This window comes from Streptomyces chryseus, from assembly GCF_014650755.1.
Classification (GTDB): domain Bacteria; phylum Actinomycetota; class Actinomycetes; order Streptomycetales; family Streptomycetaceae; genus Streptomyces; species Streptomyces chryseus.
In genome coordinates, this window is the sequence record NZ_BMVO01000006.1 from 1 (window position 1) to 17,917 (window position 17,917).

Sequence of the window (17,917 nt, forward strand, 5' to 3'; positions counted from 1 at the left end):
AAGGCGGCACCTGGAACGACGGCACCCGCGTCCACCTGTGGACCTGTCACACCGGCGCGAACCAGAAATGGACCCTGCCGTAGCAGGAGAGGAGGCAACCGATATGCGTACCACTCTCACCCGGGCCGGCTGCCGGCTCGCGGCAGCGCTGCTGCTGTGCGTGGCCGCCGCCCCCGCCGTGGCCGCGAGCGGCCGGGCACCGGCCGAGCCCGCGCGGACCGCTGTCCGGGCCGCTGTGGCGGATCCGGCGTACAAGGTCCTCGCGTTCTCCAAGACGGCGGGCTTCCGCCACGGTTCCATCGACGACGGCCTGGCCGCGCTGCGCGAGCTGGGCGGCGCGAACAACTTCACCGTCGACGCCACGGAGAACTCCGCGGCCTTCACCACCGCGAACCTGGCGCAGTACAAGGCCGTCGTCTTCCTGTCCACGACGGGGGACGTGCTGAACGGCACCCAGCAGACGGCGTTCGAGCAGTACATCAAGGGCGGGGGCGGCTACGTCGGCATCCACGCGGCCGCCGACACGGAGTACGACTGGCCGTTCTACGCCGGCCTCGCCGGAGCGCTGTTCCACTCCCATCCGCACAACCAGACCGCGACGGTCAGGGTGGAGGACCGGGCCCACGACGCGACCGCTCATCTCGGCGCCACCTGGCAGCGCTTCGACGAGTGGTACAACTACCGCACCAACCCGCGTACGACGGCCCGCGTCCTGGCCTCGCTCGACGAGTCCAGCTACACGGGCGGCACGATGTCCGGCGACCACCCGATCTCCTGGTGCAAGGGGTACGAGGGCGGCCGGGCCTTCTACACCGGCGGCGGTCACACCGACGAGTCGTACACCGAACCGGCCTTCCGCAGGCACCTGCTGGGCGGCGTCCGGTGGGCGGCGGGGATGACGGAGGCCGACTGCCGCCCGGAGACCGGGTACACACCGCTCTTCGACGGCACGGGCACGGCGGGCTGGAAGCAGGCCGGACCCGGTTCGTTCACGCTGGCCGACGGCACGCTGACGTCGCAGGGCGGGCTGGGCATGCTGTGGTACTCCGCCAGGGAGTTCACCGGCGACTACTCCCTGAAGCTCGACTGGCGGGCGGACGGTGACGACAACTCGGGGGTCCTGCTCGGCTTCCCGGCGTCCGACGATCCGTGGTCCGCGGTCGACAACGGGTACGAGGTACAGATCGACGCCACGGACAGCGCCGACCGGACGACGGGGTCCGTGTACGGGTTCAAGTCCGCCGACCTCACCGCCCGTGACGCCGCGCTGAACCCGCCCGGCGAGTGGAACACGTACGAGCTCCGCGTGACCGGTGAGCGGCTGGAGGTCTTCCTCAACGGCCGCAAGATCAACGACTTCACCGGCACCGACCCCGCGCGGAGCCTGCGCCAGGGACACATCGGCCTGCAGAACCACGGCGACGGCGACCAGGTGTCGTTCCGCAACGTCCGGGTCAAGACCGCCGGTGGTACGCCGCCGGGCCCGCGCACCGGAGCGATCAAGGGGGTCAACGGCAAATGCGCGGACGTCGCGGGCGGCGCGTCCGGCGACGGCACCCGAATCCAGCTGTGGACGTGCAACGGCGCGGACGCGCAGAAGTGGTCCCTGCCGGGCGACGGGACGATCCGGGCCCTGGGCAAGTGCCTGGACGTGAGCGGCGGCGGGAGCGCCGACGGCACGAAGATCCAGCTGTGGACGTGCAACGGAACCGGCGCGCAGCAGTGGCAGCCCCAGGCCGACACGACCGTACGCAACCCGCAGTCCGGCAAGTGCCTCGACGCGGAAGGCGGCACCTGGAACGACGGCACCCGCGTCCACCTGTGGACCTGTCACACCGGCGCCAACCAGAAATGGACCCTGCCCTGAGTGGCCGGGGCGCCCGGGGCGAGGGCCTCAGGCGCCCCGGTCCATCACCGTGGCCCGGGCGATGAGCAGAGCGACGTCGTCGTGGTCCCCCGGGTGACGCAGGGCGTGCAGCAGCAGATCGCAGGTCTCCTCCAGGGACCCCGGCGGATCGCCGAGGTACGTGAGGAGGTCGTTCAGCCGGTCGTCGATGGCCTGGTCGCGCGTCTCGACCAGGCCATCGGTGTAGAGGACCAGCCGGTCGCCCGGGTTCAGCCGCACGGCCGTGGTGTGGAAGGTGACCTCGCCGACGCCCAGCGGCGCTCCGGTGGGCAGGTCGAGCAGCTCGGGCGGCCGGCCGGGGCGTACCAGCACGGGTGCCAGGTGGCCGGCGTTGGAAATGAGGCACTCGGCGCTGTGCGGGTCGTAGACGGCGTAGATGCACGTCGTGATCGTCTGCCCCATGCGGTCGGTGATGCGGTCGAGGTGGTGCAGCACCTGGTCCGGTGGGAGGTCGAGTTCGGCGAGGGTACGGGTGGCGGTCCGCAGCTGGCCCATCGTGGCGGCGGCGCTGATGCCGCTGCCCATGACGTCGCCGACGACGAGGGCGCTCTTGTCGCCCGTCAGCGGTATGACGTCGAACCAGTCCCCGCCCACCTCGTCGGCGGCCTGCGCGGGCTGGTAGCGGCTGGCGATCTGCAGGCCGGGCTGGGCCGGCGGCCGCTCGGGAAGGAGGCTGCGCTGAAGGGTGAGGGCGGTGTTGCGCGCCTGGCGGTACCAGCGCGCGTTGTCGATGCACACGGCCGCCCGCGCGGCCAGCTCGCCCGCGAGGATCTCGTCGTCGGCGCTGAAGGGTTCGGGATTGCGGGTGCGCTTGAGGTCGAGGGCGCCGAGGACCGTGCCGCGCGCGATCAGCGGCACGGCCAGATAGGAGTGCAGCCCCGCGCCGGCCAGCAGCTCGGCGGCCTCGGGGCTGCGGGCGATGGACGGCAGGTCGTCGGCGCTCACGTGGGACACGCGCACGGGGCGCCCCGTGTTCACGCACTGGGTGACGAGCCGGTCGGCCTCGTACCGGGCCACCTCACCGGGTGGATCGGCGGCGCGCACCGCCTCGCTGGGGTAGGCGCTGGCCACGGCGAGGGCCCGGAACACCGCGGGCCCTGTCTGCGCCGCGACCGCCGCGCGGCCGTTCAGCACGCTGTCCAGGACGTCCACGGCGGCCACGTCGGCGAGCTCCGGAACCGACACGTCCGCCAGCTCGCGGGCGGTCTCGTCGAGGTCGAGCGTGGTGCCGATGCGAATGGAGGCGTCGGCCACGAGCGACAGACGCTGGCGGGCCTGGGCGGCCTCGATGGTGGCGCGCCGCCGCTCGGTGACGTCCACGACGGAGGTGGCGACGCCGAGCACCTTCCCGTTGGACCCCTCCAGCCGGTAGAAGGACACCGACCAGGCCTTCTCCCGGTCGGGGTCGGCGGCGGTGCGTCCGATGGACTCCCGGTCGACGATCGGCACACCGGTGTCCATCACCTCCCGCATCGCGGCCTCGATGGACTCGGTGTCCAGGAACGGCAGGGCCTCGTGGACGTCGCGGCCGACGTGCTCGGCGGCGGACAGGCCGTTGATGCGCTCCAGCGCCGGATTGACCGTGACGTACCGCAGATCGGTGTCGACGACCGCGAGGCCGATCGGGGACTGGGCGACCAGCCGGGTGGTCAGCGCGAGATCCTGCTCCAGCCGGTGCAGCGTGGCCTGGTCGGTGGCGAGGCCGAGGGCGTACAGGTCCTTGCGGTCGTCCTCCAGCCGCATGTTGCGGAACTCCACCAGCCGCGTACTGCCGTCCCGGTGGCGCATCGGGAAGACGCCCGCCCAGTCGGCGCCGCCCGCCATGACCTCCTGGAACAGGCCGTTCACCAGGTCCAGGTGCTTCTCCTGGACCAGCAGCCGGCCGGCGAACCGGCCGAGCGCCTCCTCGGCGGAGTAACCGAACAGCTCCCCGGCCTGCGGGCTCCACAGCACGATCCGCCCCCGCGCGTCCAGCACCACGGCCGCGACGCTCAGCAGATCCAGCAGGCCGCCCGGTGCCGACGGGGCGCCCCCCGCCTGTTCGAGGGGGGCAGGCACGGGGTCGGTCGCGCGCATCCCGGGCTCCTTCCGCCCGCCGCCGTTGTCTCCCATCCTCTCTTACCCAGCATGCGCCTTCATCCCCTGCGCCGACGCCAACCCGTTGCCGCGCGGGCGAACCGACAACCCCCTGGACAGCGTGATGATGGACAAGGGAGCTGTGTCGCCGCGCGGCACGCCCGGCGCGCTCCCCGGTCCGACCGGAAGGTGGCAGCCATGCCCGCAACCCGTGCGAAGAGATCAGCCGCGGCCACGCTCGCCACGCTGACGCTGCTGCTCGCGGCGGCGTGCGGGGGCGGGGGCGGGGGCGGCGGGGGTACGGCGGACAGGACGTCGCCACCGGGCGGCCGCGTCCTCGCGGTGAAGATCGACAATGTCGGGGCCGCCCGGCCGCCGACGGGCCTGGAGCAGGCCGACCTCGTCTACCTGGAGCAGGTGGAGGCGGGCCTCAGCCGCATACTCGCCGTCTACTCCTCCGAGGTGCCGCCCGTCGTCGGCCCGGTGCGCAGCGCCCGCGAGACGGATCTGGAGCTGCTGCGGCAGTTCGACCGGCCCACGCTCGCCTACTCCGGCGCGCAGGGCAGGCTCACGCCGCTCATCGAGGCCGCGCCGATCGACGCGCTGCCCCCGTCCAAGGCCCCGGGCGCGTACTTCCGCGGCGGCGACCGGCCCGCGCCGCACAACCTGTATCTGCGGCCGGGCGACATCCCGTACCGCGCGTCCGGTACGGACGCCGCCGAGGACATCGGGCTGAGCTTCGGGCCGGCCCCGGCCGGCGGTTCGCCCACCGGCGAGCGGACCGTGCGCTACCCGGCGGCGAGCTTCACCTTCACGTGGTCGGCGGACCAGAAGCGGTGGCTGGTGACGATGGACGGCGCTCCCGCCCGGACCGCCGCCGGGGGCCGGCTCGCCGCGGCCTCGGTGATCCTGCAGGAAGTGACCGTACGCCCGTCCGACTTCGGTGACCGCTCGGGCAACAGGACGCCGTTCACGGACACCGTGGGCTCGGGCTCGGCGACCGTACTGCGCGACGGGAAGGCGTACGAGGCGCGGTGGTCGAGGGACGACGCCGCTTCCGGCACCGCGTTCACGGCCCCCGACGGCAAGCGCATGACGCTCGCCTCCGGGCAGACGTGGATCGCGTACGTCGCACGCTGAGCGGCGCCGTGCCCCGGCCCGCCCCCGCCGGGCGAGCCGGGGCGCGGGGGGCACGAGGCACCGGTCACGGAAGCGCGAGGCGACGGGTCACGGCAGTACGACGCGTTCGACGGCGGCGGCGACGAGTGCGTCGCGCTCGGCCTCCGAGAACACCCCCGGCAGCGTGAGCTGTTCGACGATCAGCCAGTTGAACGCCAGATACAGCAGCCGGACGGCGGTCGCGTCGCCGGGCAGTCCCGACTCCTCGTGGTAGGCCACGTTGGCCTCGACGTCGGCGCGGACGCGCTCGGTCAGCACCGCGCTCAGGTCGGGACGCCGGGTGGCTTCGAGGCGCAGTTCGAGCAGCGCGAGATATCCGGTGCGAAAGCCGCTGACCCGGCCGACCAGCTCGCGCATCAGCTCGACGTACGTGTCGCGGTCGGGCGCGCTCGCCCGCTGCCGCGCGATCGTCTCCTCGTCGGGCTGGAGCCGTTCGTAGACCCGGGCGCCCGCCTGGGTGAGCAGGGCGTCGCGGTTGGTGAAGTAGTTGGAGGCGGTGCCCGCGGGCACGCCAGCCTCCGTGTCGACGGCCCGGAAGGTCAGCCCCCGCGCTCCTTCCCTGGCCAGCACCTCGATCGCGGCGTCCACGAGGGCGGCCCGCCGCTCGTCGTTCCTGCGCACCATCGGCACCACTCCATCCGTAGCACTACATTCAGAGCACTTCGCGCAGAGTACTACGGTAGAAGGGTCCGCACGCCCGCGGCCCGGAACAGGGAGGGGCCCCGGTGCGTCCGGCACCGGGGCCTTCGGGGTTCAACACCATCTATCGGCGCTCGGCGCCGACTCTCGTTGCTCCGCACGTCCGCCGGGAAGGCCGGAAGTGCGGGGATTTCGGATGCCTGACCGGGGACCACCTTCCAATCCGGGGTCTGCGGTACCTGGGTCGACTGCTGGTGACTCAGGCGCTCCTGATGGCGTCTGCTCCTCCCTTTGCGATCAATTCCAACAGGTCTCACTCTTCGTGCGGCGTCGTCGGCCGCACGCGCCGGTCGTCTGTGCCGCGCTGTGCTGACTTCGTTGGTTACGTCAGAAACTCTAATCACCACGGTCTCGGATGTCTACCATCGCCGGGGCAGATATGTGCGTGAAGGAGCGGGCGGCCCCTCCCCGGAACCTCAGCGCCCCGGGTTACTGAGGTGGGCCCTGCATGGTGACCAGGTCGGTCAGCGCCCGCATGCCGCCCTCAGCCAGGGCCCGGCGCTGGAGGTCCGCCGAGGTGCCCTGTTGCAGGAGACGGTGGACCAGGGCGCCGACCTCCCGCGCGTCGCCCGCTTCCTCCAGGGCGGGTGCGATGTGGTCCATCAGCTGGGCGATCACGTCGCCGGCGCTGCGCAGTCTGCCGTCGGGGGCCACCAGTGAACCGCTGATGCCGTCCCGCGCGGCGTACCAGTTCGCGCCGTGCAGCAGCTCCGGCGCGCACGCGGTCAACGGGAGACCGGCCTTCTCGTCGCTGATGGCGGTCGCGACCAGGGCGCGCACGATCCCCGCGAACATGACCGCCTCGTCGGCCTTCAACTGCACGTCCATGCACCGCACCTCGATGGTGGGGTACTTGTCGGACAGCCGGGCCTGCCAGTAGATCTGCCCGGGGTCGGTGATGATCCCGGACGTCAGCAGTCCGCGGACCCGCTGCTCGTGGTCGGCCAGGCCGTCGAAGTGCGGCGGAGGGCCGCTGACGGGCCAGCGGCCGAAGATCACGGTGCGCCAGCTGGAGAATCCGGTGTCACGGCCGTCCCACACCGGTGAGTTCGCCGACATGGCCACCAGGACGGGCAGCCACACCCTGATCCGGTTGAGTACGGCGACGCCCATCGCCGGGTCGGACACGGCCGCGTGCACGTGCATGCCGTTGACCAGTTGCTCGGCGACCAGCTGAGGGGCCTGGGTCTGTATGGCCAGATACCGCGGGGACCGGGTCACCGGCACCGGTGCCACCTCCCGGAAGGGCGCCGTGGCGCACGCGGCGAGCCGGCACCCGAACTCCTCGGCCGCGGCGCCGAGCGCGTGGCGCAGGCGCAGCAGATGCCCGCCGACCTCCTCGAGGTCGGTGCACACCGGAGTCGCGACCTCCACCTGTGCCTGGAGCAGCTCCGCCTGCACCTCGCGGCGGTCCACGACCGGCTCCAGACCGGAGCACCCGCGCACCTCCTCGGCCAGTGGCACCGGCAGGCCCGAGTCCGGATCGAGAAGGAGGTACTCCTCCTCGACCCCCACGGTGATCACGCCGGCCCCCGTCAGCGCGCCGCGCCGGTACGCGGGCGGCGGACGGAGACACCCCGGACCGTCACGGCAGCCGGCAGCGCCCCCTGTCGCACACGGGCCCAGGCGAGCGACGTCGTACGGTGCTGAGCACTCATGACCGCACTTCTTTCTCCTCGGGGCAGCCCACGGCCGCCCGATCGGTCCCGGTACTAGGCATTGTGTACCCAGACGGTCCGCTCGACCAGGCGGTCTTCGGCCGCTGCCGCGCCGCTCACCAGCGGTGAGCGGGCCGGTGCTCGGTACGCGATGCCGGTGCGCTGTGCCGGGTGCGCGGTGCGCCGTGTGTCGCGGAACCCTGGCCGGGCCCTCAGGTGCAAACGACCCTGTGGTGCCCGTCCTGCCCGTCGGCCTGGCCGTCGTGCCTCAGGATCTCCGCCCGCCTGCCCCCGGGGCCCTTGTCGCTGCGCCGACGGCACCGCCGGTCGCCCGGATGGCGCACGCGCCGCTGGGTCAGGCGAGGGCCGCCCCCTGGCCCAGCAGCAGGGCGACGTCGACCGCCGCGACGAGGACCGCCGCCAGGAACGGCAGCCCGGGCCTGCGCCGGCCCAGCAGCGCGCCGCCCGCCGCCAGTGCCGCGGCGACCGCCGACGCGGTGGCCCCGGCCGCGCCGACCGGGCCGGGCCGGGCGAACACCAGCAGCGCGGTGGCCGCCACGAGAGGCACCGGCAGCAGCAACCGCGCCCGGACGGCACCCAGCCGCTGGGGCCAGCCGCGTACCCCGGTGGCCAGATCGTCGCCGATGTCGGGAAGCACGTCGGCCAGGTGCGCGCCGACACCGAGCAGCGCCGCCGCGGCGACGGTCCACCACGGCGGCCAGGACCGCCCCGGCAGCCCGAGCGAGGCGAAGGCGGGCAGCGCCGCGAACCCCGCCGCGTACGGCAGCCAGGACATGGCGGTCGCCTTGAGCCCGAGGTTGTACGCCCAGCCCGCGGCCACTCCGGCGAGGTGGACCGTACCGGCGAGGGGCCCGCACGCCAGGGACAGCGGTACACACAGGGCCAGGGCCATGACGGCGGCCAGGCGTACGGCGGCGACGCCGACCGTGCCGGCCACGACGGGTTTGCCGCGCCGCCCGGCGGCGGCGTCGCGCGCGGCGTCGACGGCGTCGTTGCTCCAGCCGACGGACAGCTGTCCCGCCAGCACCGCGGCTGCCACCAGCGCGCATCCGGCCGCGTCCTGCCCGCCGGCGGCCGCCATCGCGGTCACCAGGGCGACCACGGCGAGCGTCGCGCCCAGATGGCACGCCGTCAGAAGCCCGCCCACCGCCGGGAGCCGGCGCCTCGCGGCGACGGCGGGCGGGGCCGGGCCGACGGCGGGCGCTGCCTTCGGATCCGCGTCGGCGTCCACGTCCACGCGGTCATGCTAGGCCGCCGGACGAGCGACAGGGCGTGTGGCGGCGGCGCGCCGGGGCTACTCATTGCAAGGTCTCCCGCCCCCGGCCTCGGACCGCACATGACCCGGATCGCAGCTGTTCACGGTGTGCTCGCTCCCCACCGGCACGCCCAACGAGAGATCACGGACATGATCGCCCGGGTGAGCCTGCCCGAGGGCGCCGACCGCCGCGTTCTCGACCGGCTCCACGACAGCGCGAAGGTGAGCACCCGGCACACCGCCCTCCCGCTCGGCGCGTACGCGCGACTCCACGACTTCGGCGCGGTCAACGACGCCTTCATCGAGGGCGCGGTGGCTCTCGGCGCCGAGGCCGTCGGCTCGGCGCTCGACGCGGCCGGCCTCTCGCCGCGCGACGTCGACCTGCTGATGTTCACGTCGGTGACCGGCATCGCCACGCCCTCGATCGACGCGCGCCTGGTGGGACCCCTGGGGCTGCGGCCGGACGTCAAGCGCCTCCCCGTCTTCGGTCTGGGCTGCGTCGCGGGGGCCGCCGGCGTCGCGCGTCTGCACGACTGTCTGCTGGGGCGTCCCGACGGCGTGGCGGTCCTGCTGTCGGTGGAACTGTGCTCGCTCACGTTCCAGCGCGGCGACGCCTCACCCGCGAATCTCGTCGCCGGCGCGCTGTTCGGGGACGGCGCGGCGGCGGTGGTCGCCTGCGGCGCCCGCCGGGCCGCGGCCGGCGCCGGCCCCACCGTCGTCGACTCGCGCAGTCATCTCTACCCGGACAGCGAGCATGTGATGGGGTGGGACGTCACCGGCTCGGGCTTCCGCGTCGTCCTGGACGCGAGCGTCCCGGACGTCGTACGCAAGAACCTGGCCGCGGACGTCGACGGTTTTCTCGCCGGGCACGGCCTGCGCCGCGAGGACATCACCGCCTGGGTGTGTCACCCCGGCGGCCCGAAGGTGCTGGAGGCGGTCGACGAAACCCTCGAACTGCCCGCGGGCGCGCTCGACGTCACCTGGCGGTCGTTGGCGGCCGTGGGCAACCTGTCCTCGGCCTCGGTGCTCCACGTCCTGCGCGACACCCTGGCCGAACGCCGGCCGCCCGCCGGCACCGCCGGGCTGATGCTCGCCATGGGGCCGGGGTTCTGCTCCGAACTCGTCCTGCTGCGCTGGTAGAAGGAGGACACGCATGCTCGGTTACACCGCACTCGTCCTGGCGGTCGGCGCGGAACGCGTCGCCGAACTCGTCGTGGCCCGCCGCAACGCACGCTGGAGCCTGGCGCACGGCGCCGTCGAGGCGGGACGCGGCCACTACCCGGCCATGGTCGTCCTGCACACCGGGCTGCTCGTCGGCGCTCTCGCCGAAGTGCGCTTCGGCGGGCGGCCGTTCGACCCCGCGCTGGGCTGGAGCATGACCGCCGTCGTGGTGGCCGCGCAGGCGCTGCGCTGGTGGTGCATCCGTACGCTGGGGCCCCGCTGGAACACCCGGGTGCTGGTCGTGCCCGGTCTGCCGCTGGTGGCGGGCGGCCCGTACCGCTGGATGAGCCACCCGAACTACGTGGCGGTGGTCGCCGAAGGACTGGCCCTGCCGCTCGTGCACGGCGCGTGGGTGACCGCGGCGCTCTTCACCGGGCTCAACGCGGCGCTGCTCACCGTGCGGATCCGCTGCGAGAACGCGGCCCTCGGGCTCGCTCCCCGGCGCGCCGCCGGCAGCCGGGCCGGTGCCGGACTGTGATCGACCTGCTCGTGGCGGGCGGCGGGCCGGCGGGGCTGGCCACCGCCATCCACGCGGCGAGGGCCGGCATGGAGGTGGTCGTCGTCGAGCCGCGCGCCACGCCCGTGGACAAGGCGTGCGGCGAGGGCATCATGCCGGGCGGCGTGCTGGCACTGGAGGCACTGGGCGTGCGGGTCGGCGGGCGCGCGCTGCGCGGTATCCGTTACGTCGACGGGCGCCACCACGCGCAGGCGTCCTTCGCCGGCGCACCGGGCCTCGGAGTGCGCCGTACGGACCTGCACGCGGCGCTCGCGCGGCGGGCCGCCGAGGCCGGCGTCGCGGTGGTCCCCGGCCGGATCACGGAGGTGCGCCAGAGCGCGGACGCGGTGACGGCGGGCGGCCTGCGGGCGCGCTGGCTGGCGGCGGCGGACGGCCTGCACTCGCCGCTGCGCCACACGCTCGGCCTGGACGTGCCGAGCGGCCGGCCCCGGCGCTTCGGGCTGCGCCGCCACTACCGGGTGGAGCCGTGGACGGACTTCGTCGAGGTGCACTGGTCCGGCTGCGGCGAGGCGTACGTGACCCCGGTCGGCGACGGCCTGGTCGGGGTGGCCGTGCTGAGTACGGCGAAGCGTGGGTTCGACGCGCACCTGCGCCACTTCCCGCACCTGCGCCGGCTCCTGGACGGGCGGCCTCCGGACGGCGCGGTGCGGGGTGCGGGTCCGTTGCGGCAGCGGGCCCGTCGCCGTACCGCGGGCCGGGTCCTGCTCGTCGGCGACGCGGCGGGCTACACCGACGCGCTGACCGGCGAGGGCGTCGCGCTCGCGCTGGCGTCGGCCGAGGCGGCCGTGCGGTGCCTGCGGGCGGGGAGGCCGCAGGCGTACGAGCGGTGCTGGCGGCGGCTGTCCCTGCGGCACCGCCTGCTGACCGAGGGGCTCGTACGGATGAGCGGTCACGCGGCCGTCGCCCGTCTGGTCGTACCGGCGGCCGCGAGGATGCCGTCGCTCTTCACGGCGGCCGTCCGCGCGCTCCAGTGAGACCCCGGACCGAGGGGCCCGGACCCCCGGATGCGGATCGGGGACGGCAGGGGTGCCATGGATGCAGAAGGAGGTGGCAGCGGCCATGGCGCGTCCGGTGTGGAGTGGGGCCCTGACCTTCGGGCTGGTGTCCCTGCCCGTACAGATGTTCACCGCGACGGACAGTCACACGGTGCACTTCCACCAGTTGCAGCGCGGTACGTCGGACCGGGTGCGCAACAAGCGGGTGAACGAGCGCACGGGTGACGAGGTGCCGCTCGACGAGATCGTCAAGGGATACGACGCCGGGGACGAGTACGTGCTCATCGAGCCCGGCGAGCTGGAGGACATCGCTCCGGGGCGCTCCCAGGCGGTGGAGATCACCGGCTTCGTCGATCTCGAACAGGTCGAGCCCGTCTTCTTCGACAAGACGTACTACCTCGGCCCCAAGGGCAAGGAGTACGCGAAGATCTACGCCCTGCTGGAGAAGGCGCTGGCGGAGGCGGGCAAGGCGGGCATCGCCACGTTCGTCATGCGCAACCGCCAGTACCTGGTGGCCGTGAAGGCGGAGGGCGGTCTCCTGACGCTGCACACCCTGCACTGGGCCGACGAGATCCGCGATCCGCGCAAGGAGATCGGCGCCCTGCCGCAGGACACCGAGGTCACCGGCCGCGAGCTGAGGATGGCCGAGCAGCTCATCGACACGCTCAGCATGGACTGGAACCCCGAGGACTTCCACGACACCTTCCAGGAGCAGGTGACGAAGCTGATCGAGGCGAAGCGCGGCGGCGAGTCGGTCGAGAAGGCGGAGCCCCCGGCGAAATCCACCAACGTGGTCGACCTGATGGAGGCGCTGCGCGCCAGCGTCGACCAGGCGAAGAGCCCCAAGGGCGGCGGCAAGGAGAAGGCCACCGCCTCCGGCGCCCCCGTCGCCCGGATCAAGGACGCCGCCGACAAGCACCGCTCCGGCCGCGACGCGAAGCCCGAGGGGAAGGCCAAGGCGGAGGACAAGCAGACGAAGGCGTCGTCGCTCGACTCCCTGACCAAGGCGGAGCTCTACCGGCGCGCCACGGAAGCCGGCGTTCCCGGCCGTTCCTCCATGACCCGCGAGGAACTGGTCAAGGCCCTCGGCGGCAAGCGCGGGCGGCGCAAGGCCCAGGCGTCCTAGGCGCACACGCGGCGGCACCCGCACGGACGTGGCGCCGCTGACCGGCCCCGGGACGGCGTTCCGACAGCGGGGGCATTAAGACCCCGGTGCAGGGCAGAGGGATAGAAACCGCATCGCGGGGTGCCTCGTCCAGGTGTGACGTCGGTCGCGTGCGGTGCAGATACGGAACTAGAGCTTGCGCCCGTGCCGCGTCCCCCCGGCCGGCCGTGCCGCGGAGAGGCAGTCGTCGTGCGTAGTGTCGGAGTGGAGGAGGAGCTCCTCCTGGTGGATGCCCGGACCGGTGAGCCGCAGGCGTTGTCCACAGCGGTTCTGGCCTCGGTGTCCCGGGAGGGCGGCGGTGACGCCGAGGTCTTCGAGGCCGAGCTGCACCGGCAGATGCTGGAGTTCGGCACCCGGCCGCAGACCAGCATGGGCGATCTGGCGGAGGAGATCCTCCGCTGGCGCGCGGAGGCCGCGCGCCACGCGGAGGGTCTCGGCGCCGCCGTCGTCGCGCTGGCGACCTCCCCGCTCCCGGTCAGCCCGTCCATCGGCCACGGTGAGCGCTACCGGTGGCTGGAGGAGGAGTTCGGGCTGACCACCCAGGAGCAGCTGACGTGCGGCTGCCACGTCCATGTGTCGGTGGACTCCGACGAGGAGGGCGTGGCGGTACTGGACCGGATCCGGCCCTGGCTGTCCGTACTCCTCGCGATGAGCGGGAACTCGCCCTTCTGGCAGGGCAAGGACAGCCAGTACAGCAGCTACCGCAGCCGGGTGTGGGGCCGGTGGCCGTCGTCCGGGCCGGTGGAGATCTTCGGCAGCGCCGACCGGTACCACGAACAGGTCGACGCCATGGTCGGCACGGGGGCGCTGCGGGACGAGGGGATGATCTACTTCGACGCCCGGCTCTCCCGCCACTACCCCACCGTCGAGGTGAGGGTCGCCGACGTGTGCCTCGACCCCTCCACCACGGTGCTCATGGCCACCCTGGCCCGTGGCCTGGTGGAGACGGCGGCCCGGCAGTGGCGTGACGGCGAGCCGCCCGCCCGGCACGGCGTCGGGCTGCTGCGGCTGGCCGCGTGGCGGGCGGGCCGGTCCGGGCTCGAGGGCGAGCTGATCCACCCGGAGACGATGCGCCCGGCGCCGGCCGAGACGGTCGTACGAGCACTGTTCGACCACGTCCGGGACGCTCTGGAGGACAGCGGCGACGTGATTCCCGCGCAGGAGGGGCTCGCGGCCCTGCTCAAGGGCGGGAACGGGGCGCGTGTCCAGCGGGAGCTGCTGAGCCGGTTCGGTGGCCTGCGCGAAGTGGTCACCGAATGCGTGAACAGGACCCGCGGGTAGTCGCCCACCCCACCCGGGACAGGCCCAGAGGCCCAGAAGGGTCGAAAAGGGGAGCGCCGGCCGACAGTGACGTCGGCCGGCGCGCTCACGGCGGAGACCCGGGAACCGGGAGCCGGTCAGAGAACGCCGGAGTCGGCGATCGTGACCTTGGCCTTCGGGCGGCCGCTGGACGTGCCGTAGCTCTCGATCTTCCTGACGAGCTTCATGCTGTCCTCGTCGGCGACCTCGCCGAACACGACGTGCTTGCCGTCCAGCCACGGCGTCACCACGGTGGTGACGAAGAACTGGGAGCCGTTGGTGTTCGGGCCGGCGTTGGCCATGGAGAGCAGGCCCGGCCGGTCGTGCTTGAGCGTGAAGTTCTCGTCCGCGAACTTCTCGCCGTAGATGCTCTTGCCGCCGGTGCCGTCACCGCGGGTGAAGTCGCCGCCCTGGAGCATGAAGTCCGGGATGATCCGGTGGAAGGAGGAGCCGGCGTAGCCGAAGCCCTTCTCGCCCGTGGCCAGCGCGCGGAAGTTCTCCGCCGTCTTGGAAACCACGTCGTCGAACAGGTTGAACGTGATCCGCCCGGCGGGCTCGTCGTTGATGGTGATGTCGAAGTAAGCCTTGATCGTCATGGTTCCATCCTGACATCCCGGGCGACGTCTCGTGCATCCGGCATCCCGTGAAGGCGATTTTGGTGTCTTCCGCGAGGCCGACGGCATATGCCGCAAGCACCACCGTATCGAGTGTTGCCAAAGCCCTTACGGGCCTTTCCCGGCTGTGCCACAGTCGTACTGGTCCATCCTTCCGGTCCATCCCTCAGACCTGGCTTGGCCGCGCCTGTATCGGAGTACGACATGCCGTCCCATCTGTTCGCGGACCCTCCGGCTCCCCACCCTCCCGAGCGGGGCTCCGTCGACGCGCTGATCTCGCAGACGCGCCGGCTGCGCGTGGACGTGGACGCGGTGCGCAGGGACGCGGCCGCGGGGGACGACGAGGACCCGCAGGGGCGCTGGCAGCGGGCTCTGTGCGACCTGGCGGTCCATCAACTCGATGATCTGGGCGCCCAGTTGGGGCACCTCAAGGCCGGGCTGCCCGCCCAGGCCGCGGAGGCACCCGCCGGCCGCCCTCCGGCCGCGCGCGGTACGTCGTTGCTCTGCCGGGTCGGCAGCGCCGAGTGGAACCTCCTGACCGACGAGGCGCACTGGTCGGACGAGCTGTACGAGATCTTCGGCCGGGCGCCGGGGAGCGGGCCGCTGACCCTCGACGAGCTGCCGTCCATGCTGCTCCCCGAGGACCAGGGCTTCCTCGCCTCGATGGTCACGGACTGCCTGGTCGACGGGAAACCGATCGACGGCGAGTTCCGCATCCGGCGCACGGACGGCGCCGTACGGACGCTGCACATGATGGGCGAGCCCGTACTCGACTCCGACGGCTGCACCGCCTCCATGTGGGCGGTCCTGCGGGACGTCAGCGCGCTGCGCAGCAGCCGGCAAGCCGTGCACGAGACCCAGGACACCCTGCGGCGCCAGCAGCACATCGCCCGGACCGAGCACCGGATCGCCGTCGAGCTCCAGGAGTCCGTACTGCCGCCGTGGCGCGGCTCCCTGCTGCTCCCGCACGGCGGCCCGGCCGCGCTCGACCTCGCCGCCCACTACCTGCCGTCGGCGTCGAGCGAGCTGATCGGCGGCGACTGGTACGACGCGCTGGAGCTGCCGGACGGGCAGACGCTGCTGACCGTGGGCGACCTGACCGGTCACGGGGTGGCCGCCACGTCGGCCATGGCCATGCTGCTGGGCGCGCTGCGCGGGATGGCCGTGGCCGGGATCGCGCCCGGCGCCCTGATGAGGCACCTCAACCAGTTGCTGGAGGCGTCGGCCCAGCCCGCGCTCGGCAGCGCGATGTGCTGCCGCTACGACCCGGTCACCCGGGTCCTCACCTGGGCGCAGGCGGGCCACCCCGCCCCGCTGCTGTTCCGCGACGGGACGGGGCGCTTGCTGACGCCGCCCGAGGGTGTGCTGCTCGGGGCGACGTCCGGGGCCGTCTACGAGCAGGCCGAAGTACAGCTTCGCGCCGGTGACCTGCTGGTTCTGCACACCGACGGGATCTCGCGCCGCACCGCCACCGACGATGCCGGCGCGTCCAGGCTGCTGGATCTCGCACCGCGCTTCGCCGAGGCCCGCAGCGCGCAGGAGTGCGTGCGGCTGGCCGTCGAGGAGTTCGGTGAGGCGGAGCGGGAGAACGACGCGTGCGTGCTGATCGCCCGGATCGCCGCATAGGGGCGGGAACGCCGCAGTGGGCGTGGCGCTCGTCGCGGTCGTGGTGGTCGAAGGAAGCGCGGAAGTCGTAGGGCTCGAACGGTGAGGGGAGTCGGCGGACCGGAACAGCCCGCTCAGATGCTGGTGCTCCGTTTCGCCTTCTTCGCCGGCAGCGCGAGCTGGATCTCCTCGCGCAGGTTTTCGATCTTCGGGTAGCCGGCGTACTCACCGGTGAGCCGGTACATCTGGCGCAGCCGGTCCCAGGTGCGGTGCGACGAGGTCTCCCCCATCGACACCAGCGCGAGGCGTGCGTACCGGTCGGCCTGTTCCGGGTCGTCCGCGATGAAGCACGCGGAGGCCAGTGAGAGGTAGTCGAAGATCTTCGACCGCTGACGGCCGCCGGCCCGGAGGTCGAGCGCCTGCTTGGCGTGCCGCTGGGCCGTGATCGCCGCCGAGGGGTCGTGCTCGGCGAGGGTACGGAAGGCGAGGGCCTGCATCCCGTGCATGTCCGCCTCGTCGAACATCTGCATCCAGCTCGGCGGCGGGACGTCGCCCTTGTCCGAGACGAAGAGGTCCTCCGCCTCCCCCAGCGTGCGCCGCATCGCCTGACCACGGCCCATGGCGGCCTGCGCCCAGGCCTCGATGGTGTGCAGCATGGCGCGGGTACGGGGCAGCATCTGGTCGCCGGATCCGGACTTGGCGAGCTTCATCAGGTCGAGTGCGTCGTCGGGTTTCCCGAGGTGCACCATCTGGCGGGCGGCCCGGGAGAGGGCCTCGCCCGCGCGGGGGCGGTCACCCCCCTCGCGTGCCGCGTGGGCGGCGATGACGAAGTACTTCTGGGCCGTGGGTTCGAGGCCGACGTCGTGCGACATCCAGCCGGCGAGCACCGCCAGGTTGGCGGCGACGCCCCACAGGCGTCGCTGGAGATGGTCGGGGTGGTGGTAGGCGAGCATGCCGCCCACTTCGTTGAGCTGGCCCACCACCGCCTTGCGCTGGAGCCCGCCGCCACGGGCGGCGTCCCAGGCGCGGAACACTTCGACGGACCGCTCCAGCTCTTCGATCTCCTGCGACCCGATGGGGGCGGCCTCGTAGCGGTCGTACCCAGCGGGGTCGGCGTGCAGGGGATCTGCGGAGCGTGGAGCGTCGGCCGTCAGAGCGGGGTCGGTGTGCATCCAGTCGTGCATGGCGCTGCTGAGTGCGGAGCCTGCGGCGAGCGCGGCGCCCGCGCCCACCAAGCCGCGTCGGTTGAGCATGAGGTCCATTCCCGTGAATTCGGTGAGGACCGCCGCCGTCCGTTCGGGCGCCCACGGAAGACCGTCGGGATTATCTGTGTTCCTGACGTCCCGCCGTTTCCCCGTGCGCCCGTGCCGGTCGAACCCGAGGTCCTCGATGGTCACGACACGGCCGAGTCGCTCGGTGAACAGAGCTGCCAGCACTTTGGGCACGGGATCGCGCGGGGCTTCCCCCATGTCGATCCAGCGTCGAACGCGCGAGGTGTCGGTCGCCAGTTGCGGATGGCCCATGGCCGCCGCCTGCCGGTTCACCAGTCTCGCGAGTTCGCCCTTGGACCAGCCGGCGAGACCGAACAGGTCTGCCAGGCGGGTGTTGGGTTCTCCGGTCACTTCAAGCCCCCAGGTTCTCGGCTGATTTCGACAGTAACCCCGTGTCAGAGGCGCCGGGCATATTCGCCAGGGTTCGCCAGGGTTC

15 protein-coding genes are annotated in these 17,917 nt (G+C 72.8%); 8 read left to right on the forward strand and 7 right to left on the reverse strand.

All coding sequences use genetic code 11. The features are described from left to right. Window positions 1-103 precede the first annotated feature (103 nt). Window positions 104-1,867 (forward strand): ThuA domain-containing protein, encoded by a 1,764-nt coding sequence (locus IE185_RS12225; protein WP_138897776.1) that lies wholly within the window; start codon window positions 104-106, stop codon window positions 1,865-1,867. Window positions 1,868-1,894: 27 nt separating this feature from the next. Here IE185_RS12225 and IE185_RS12230 read toward each other — a convergent pair whose 3' ends face one another. After that, a complete protein-coding gene (locus IE185_RS12230; RefSeq protein ID WP_138897775.1) occupies window positions 1,895-3,982 on the reverse strand; it encodes a SpoIIE family protein phosphatase in 2,088 nt (695 codons plus the stop codon). 198 nt (window positions 3,983-4,180) lie between these two features. On the opposite strand from IE185_RS12230, the gene IE185_RS12235 reads away from it, so the two are divergent. After that, window positions 4,181-5,122 carry a DUF3048 domain-containing protein gene (locus tag IE185_RS12235; RefSeq protein ID WP_189715142.1) on the forward strand — a complete coding sequence of 314 codons (942 nt, stop codon included), beginning with the start codon at window positions 4,181-4,183 and terminating at the stop codon, window positions 5,120-5,122. An 87-nt stretch (window positions 5,123-5,209) separates the two neighbouring features. On the opposite strand, the gene IE185_RS12240 is transcribed toward IE185_RS12235, so the two are convergent. From IE185_RS12240 to IE185_RS12250, 4 genes are all read right to left on the reverse strand, one after another. Then, window positions 5,210-5,785 carry a TetR/AcrR family transcriptional regulator gene (locus IE185_RS12240; protein ID WP_138894610.1) on the reverse strand — a complete coding sequence of 192 codons (576 nt, stop codon included), beginning with the start codon at window positions 5,783-5,785 and terminating at the stop codon, window positions 5,210-5,212. A gap of 504 nt (window positions 5,786-6,289) precedes the next feature. Further along, window positions 6,290-7,384, reverse strand: coding sequence for a carboxylate-amine ligase (locus tag IE185_RS12245; RefSeq protein WP_138894609.1), 1,095 nt, complete (start codon window positions 7,382-7,384; stop codon window positions 6,290-6,292). Between the two features lie 11 nt (window positions 7,385-7,395). Next, window positions 7,396-7,518 carry a hypothetical protein gene (locus IE185_RS33645; RefSeq protein WP_268245818.1) on the reverse strand — a complete coding sequence of 41 codons (123 nt, stop codon included), beginning with the start codon at window positions 7,516-7,518 and terminating at the stop codon, window positions 7,396-7,398. A gap of 355 nt (window positions 7,519-7,873) precedes the next feature. Next, the gene (locus IE185_RS12250) at window positions 7,874-8,776 is read right to left on the reverse strand and encodes a UbiA family prenyltransferase (protein WP_138894608.1); all 903 of its coding nucleotides are present in this window, start codon (window positions 8,774-8,776) and stop codon (window positions 7,874-7,876) included. A 99-nt stretch (window positions 8,777-8,875) separates the two neighbouring features. Between IE185_RS12250 and IE185_RS12255 the strand changes: the two genes are divergently transcribed. From IE185_RS12255 to IE185_RS12275, 5 genes are all read left to right on the forward strand, one after another. Beyond that, on the forward strand, window positions 8,876-9,934 hold the full coding sequence (locus IE185_RS12255; protein ID WP_138894607.1) for a type III polyketide synthase: 1,059 nt from the start codon (window positions 8,876-8,878) through the stop codon (window positions 9,932-9,934). Between the two features lie 13 nt (window positions 9,935-9,947). Continuing rightward, window positions 9,948-10,493 (forward strand): isoprenylcysteine carboxyl methyltransferase family protein, encoded by a 546-nt coding sequence (locus tag IE185_RS12260; protein WP_138894606.1) that lies wholly within the window; start codon window positions 9,948-9,950, stop codon window positions 10,491-10,493. After that, window positions 10,490-11,506, forward strand: a complete 1,017-nt coding sequence (locus tag IE185_RS12265; RefSeq protein WP_138894605.1) for an NAD(P)/FAD-dependent oxidoreductase — start codon at window positions 10,490-10,492, stop codon at window positions 11,504-11,506. Before IE185_RS12260 ends, IE185_RS12265 begins: the two co-directional genes overlap by 4 nt. A gap of 61 nt (window positions 11,507-11,567) precedes the next feature. Continuing rightward, window positions 11,568-12,653, forward strand: coding sequence for a non-homologous end joining protein Ku (gene ku, locus IE185_RS12270; protein ID WP_229843463.1), 1,086 nt, complete (start codon window positions 11,568-11,570; stop codon window positions 12,651-12,653). Window positions 12,654-12,881: 228 nt separating this feature from the next. Next, window positions 12,882-13,973, forward strand: coding sequence for a glutamate--cysteine ligase 2 (locus IE185_RS12275; protein ID WP_138894604.1), 1,092 nt, complete (start codon window positions 12,882-12,884; stop codon window positions 13,971-13,973). Between the two features lie 116 nt (window positions 13,974-14,089). On the opposite strand, the gene IE185_RS12280 is transcribed toward IE185_RS12275, so the two are convergent. Next, window positions 14,090-14,587: a peptidylprolyl isomerase gene (locus IE185_RS12280; RefSeq protein WP_138894603.1), complete on the reverse strand. Its 498-nt coding sequence runs from the start codon at window positions 14,585-14,587 to the stop codon at window positions 14,090-14,092. 222 nt (window positions 14,588-14,809) lie between these two features. Here IE185_RS12280 and IE185_RS12285 point away from each other — a divergent pair, with 222 nt between their 5' ends. Then, window positions 14,810-16,231: a PP2C family protein-serine/threonine phosphatase gene (locus IE185_RS12285; protein ID WP_138894602.1), complete on the forward strand. Its 1,422-nt coding sequence runs from the start codon at window positions 14,810-14,812 to the stop codon at window positions 16,229-16,231. Window positions 16,232-16,344: 113 nt separating this feature from the next. On the opposite strand, the gene IE185_RS12290 is transcribed toward IE185_RS12285, so the two are convergent. Beyond that, entirely contained in the window at window positions 16,345-17,832 is a 1,488-nt protein-coding gene (locus IE185_RS12290; protein WP_138894601.1) for a DNA-binding protein NsdB, read from the reverse strand. Window positions 17,833-17,917 lie beyond the last annotated feature (85 nt).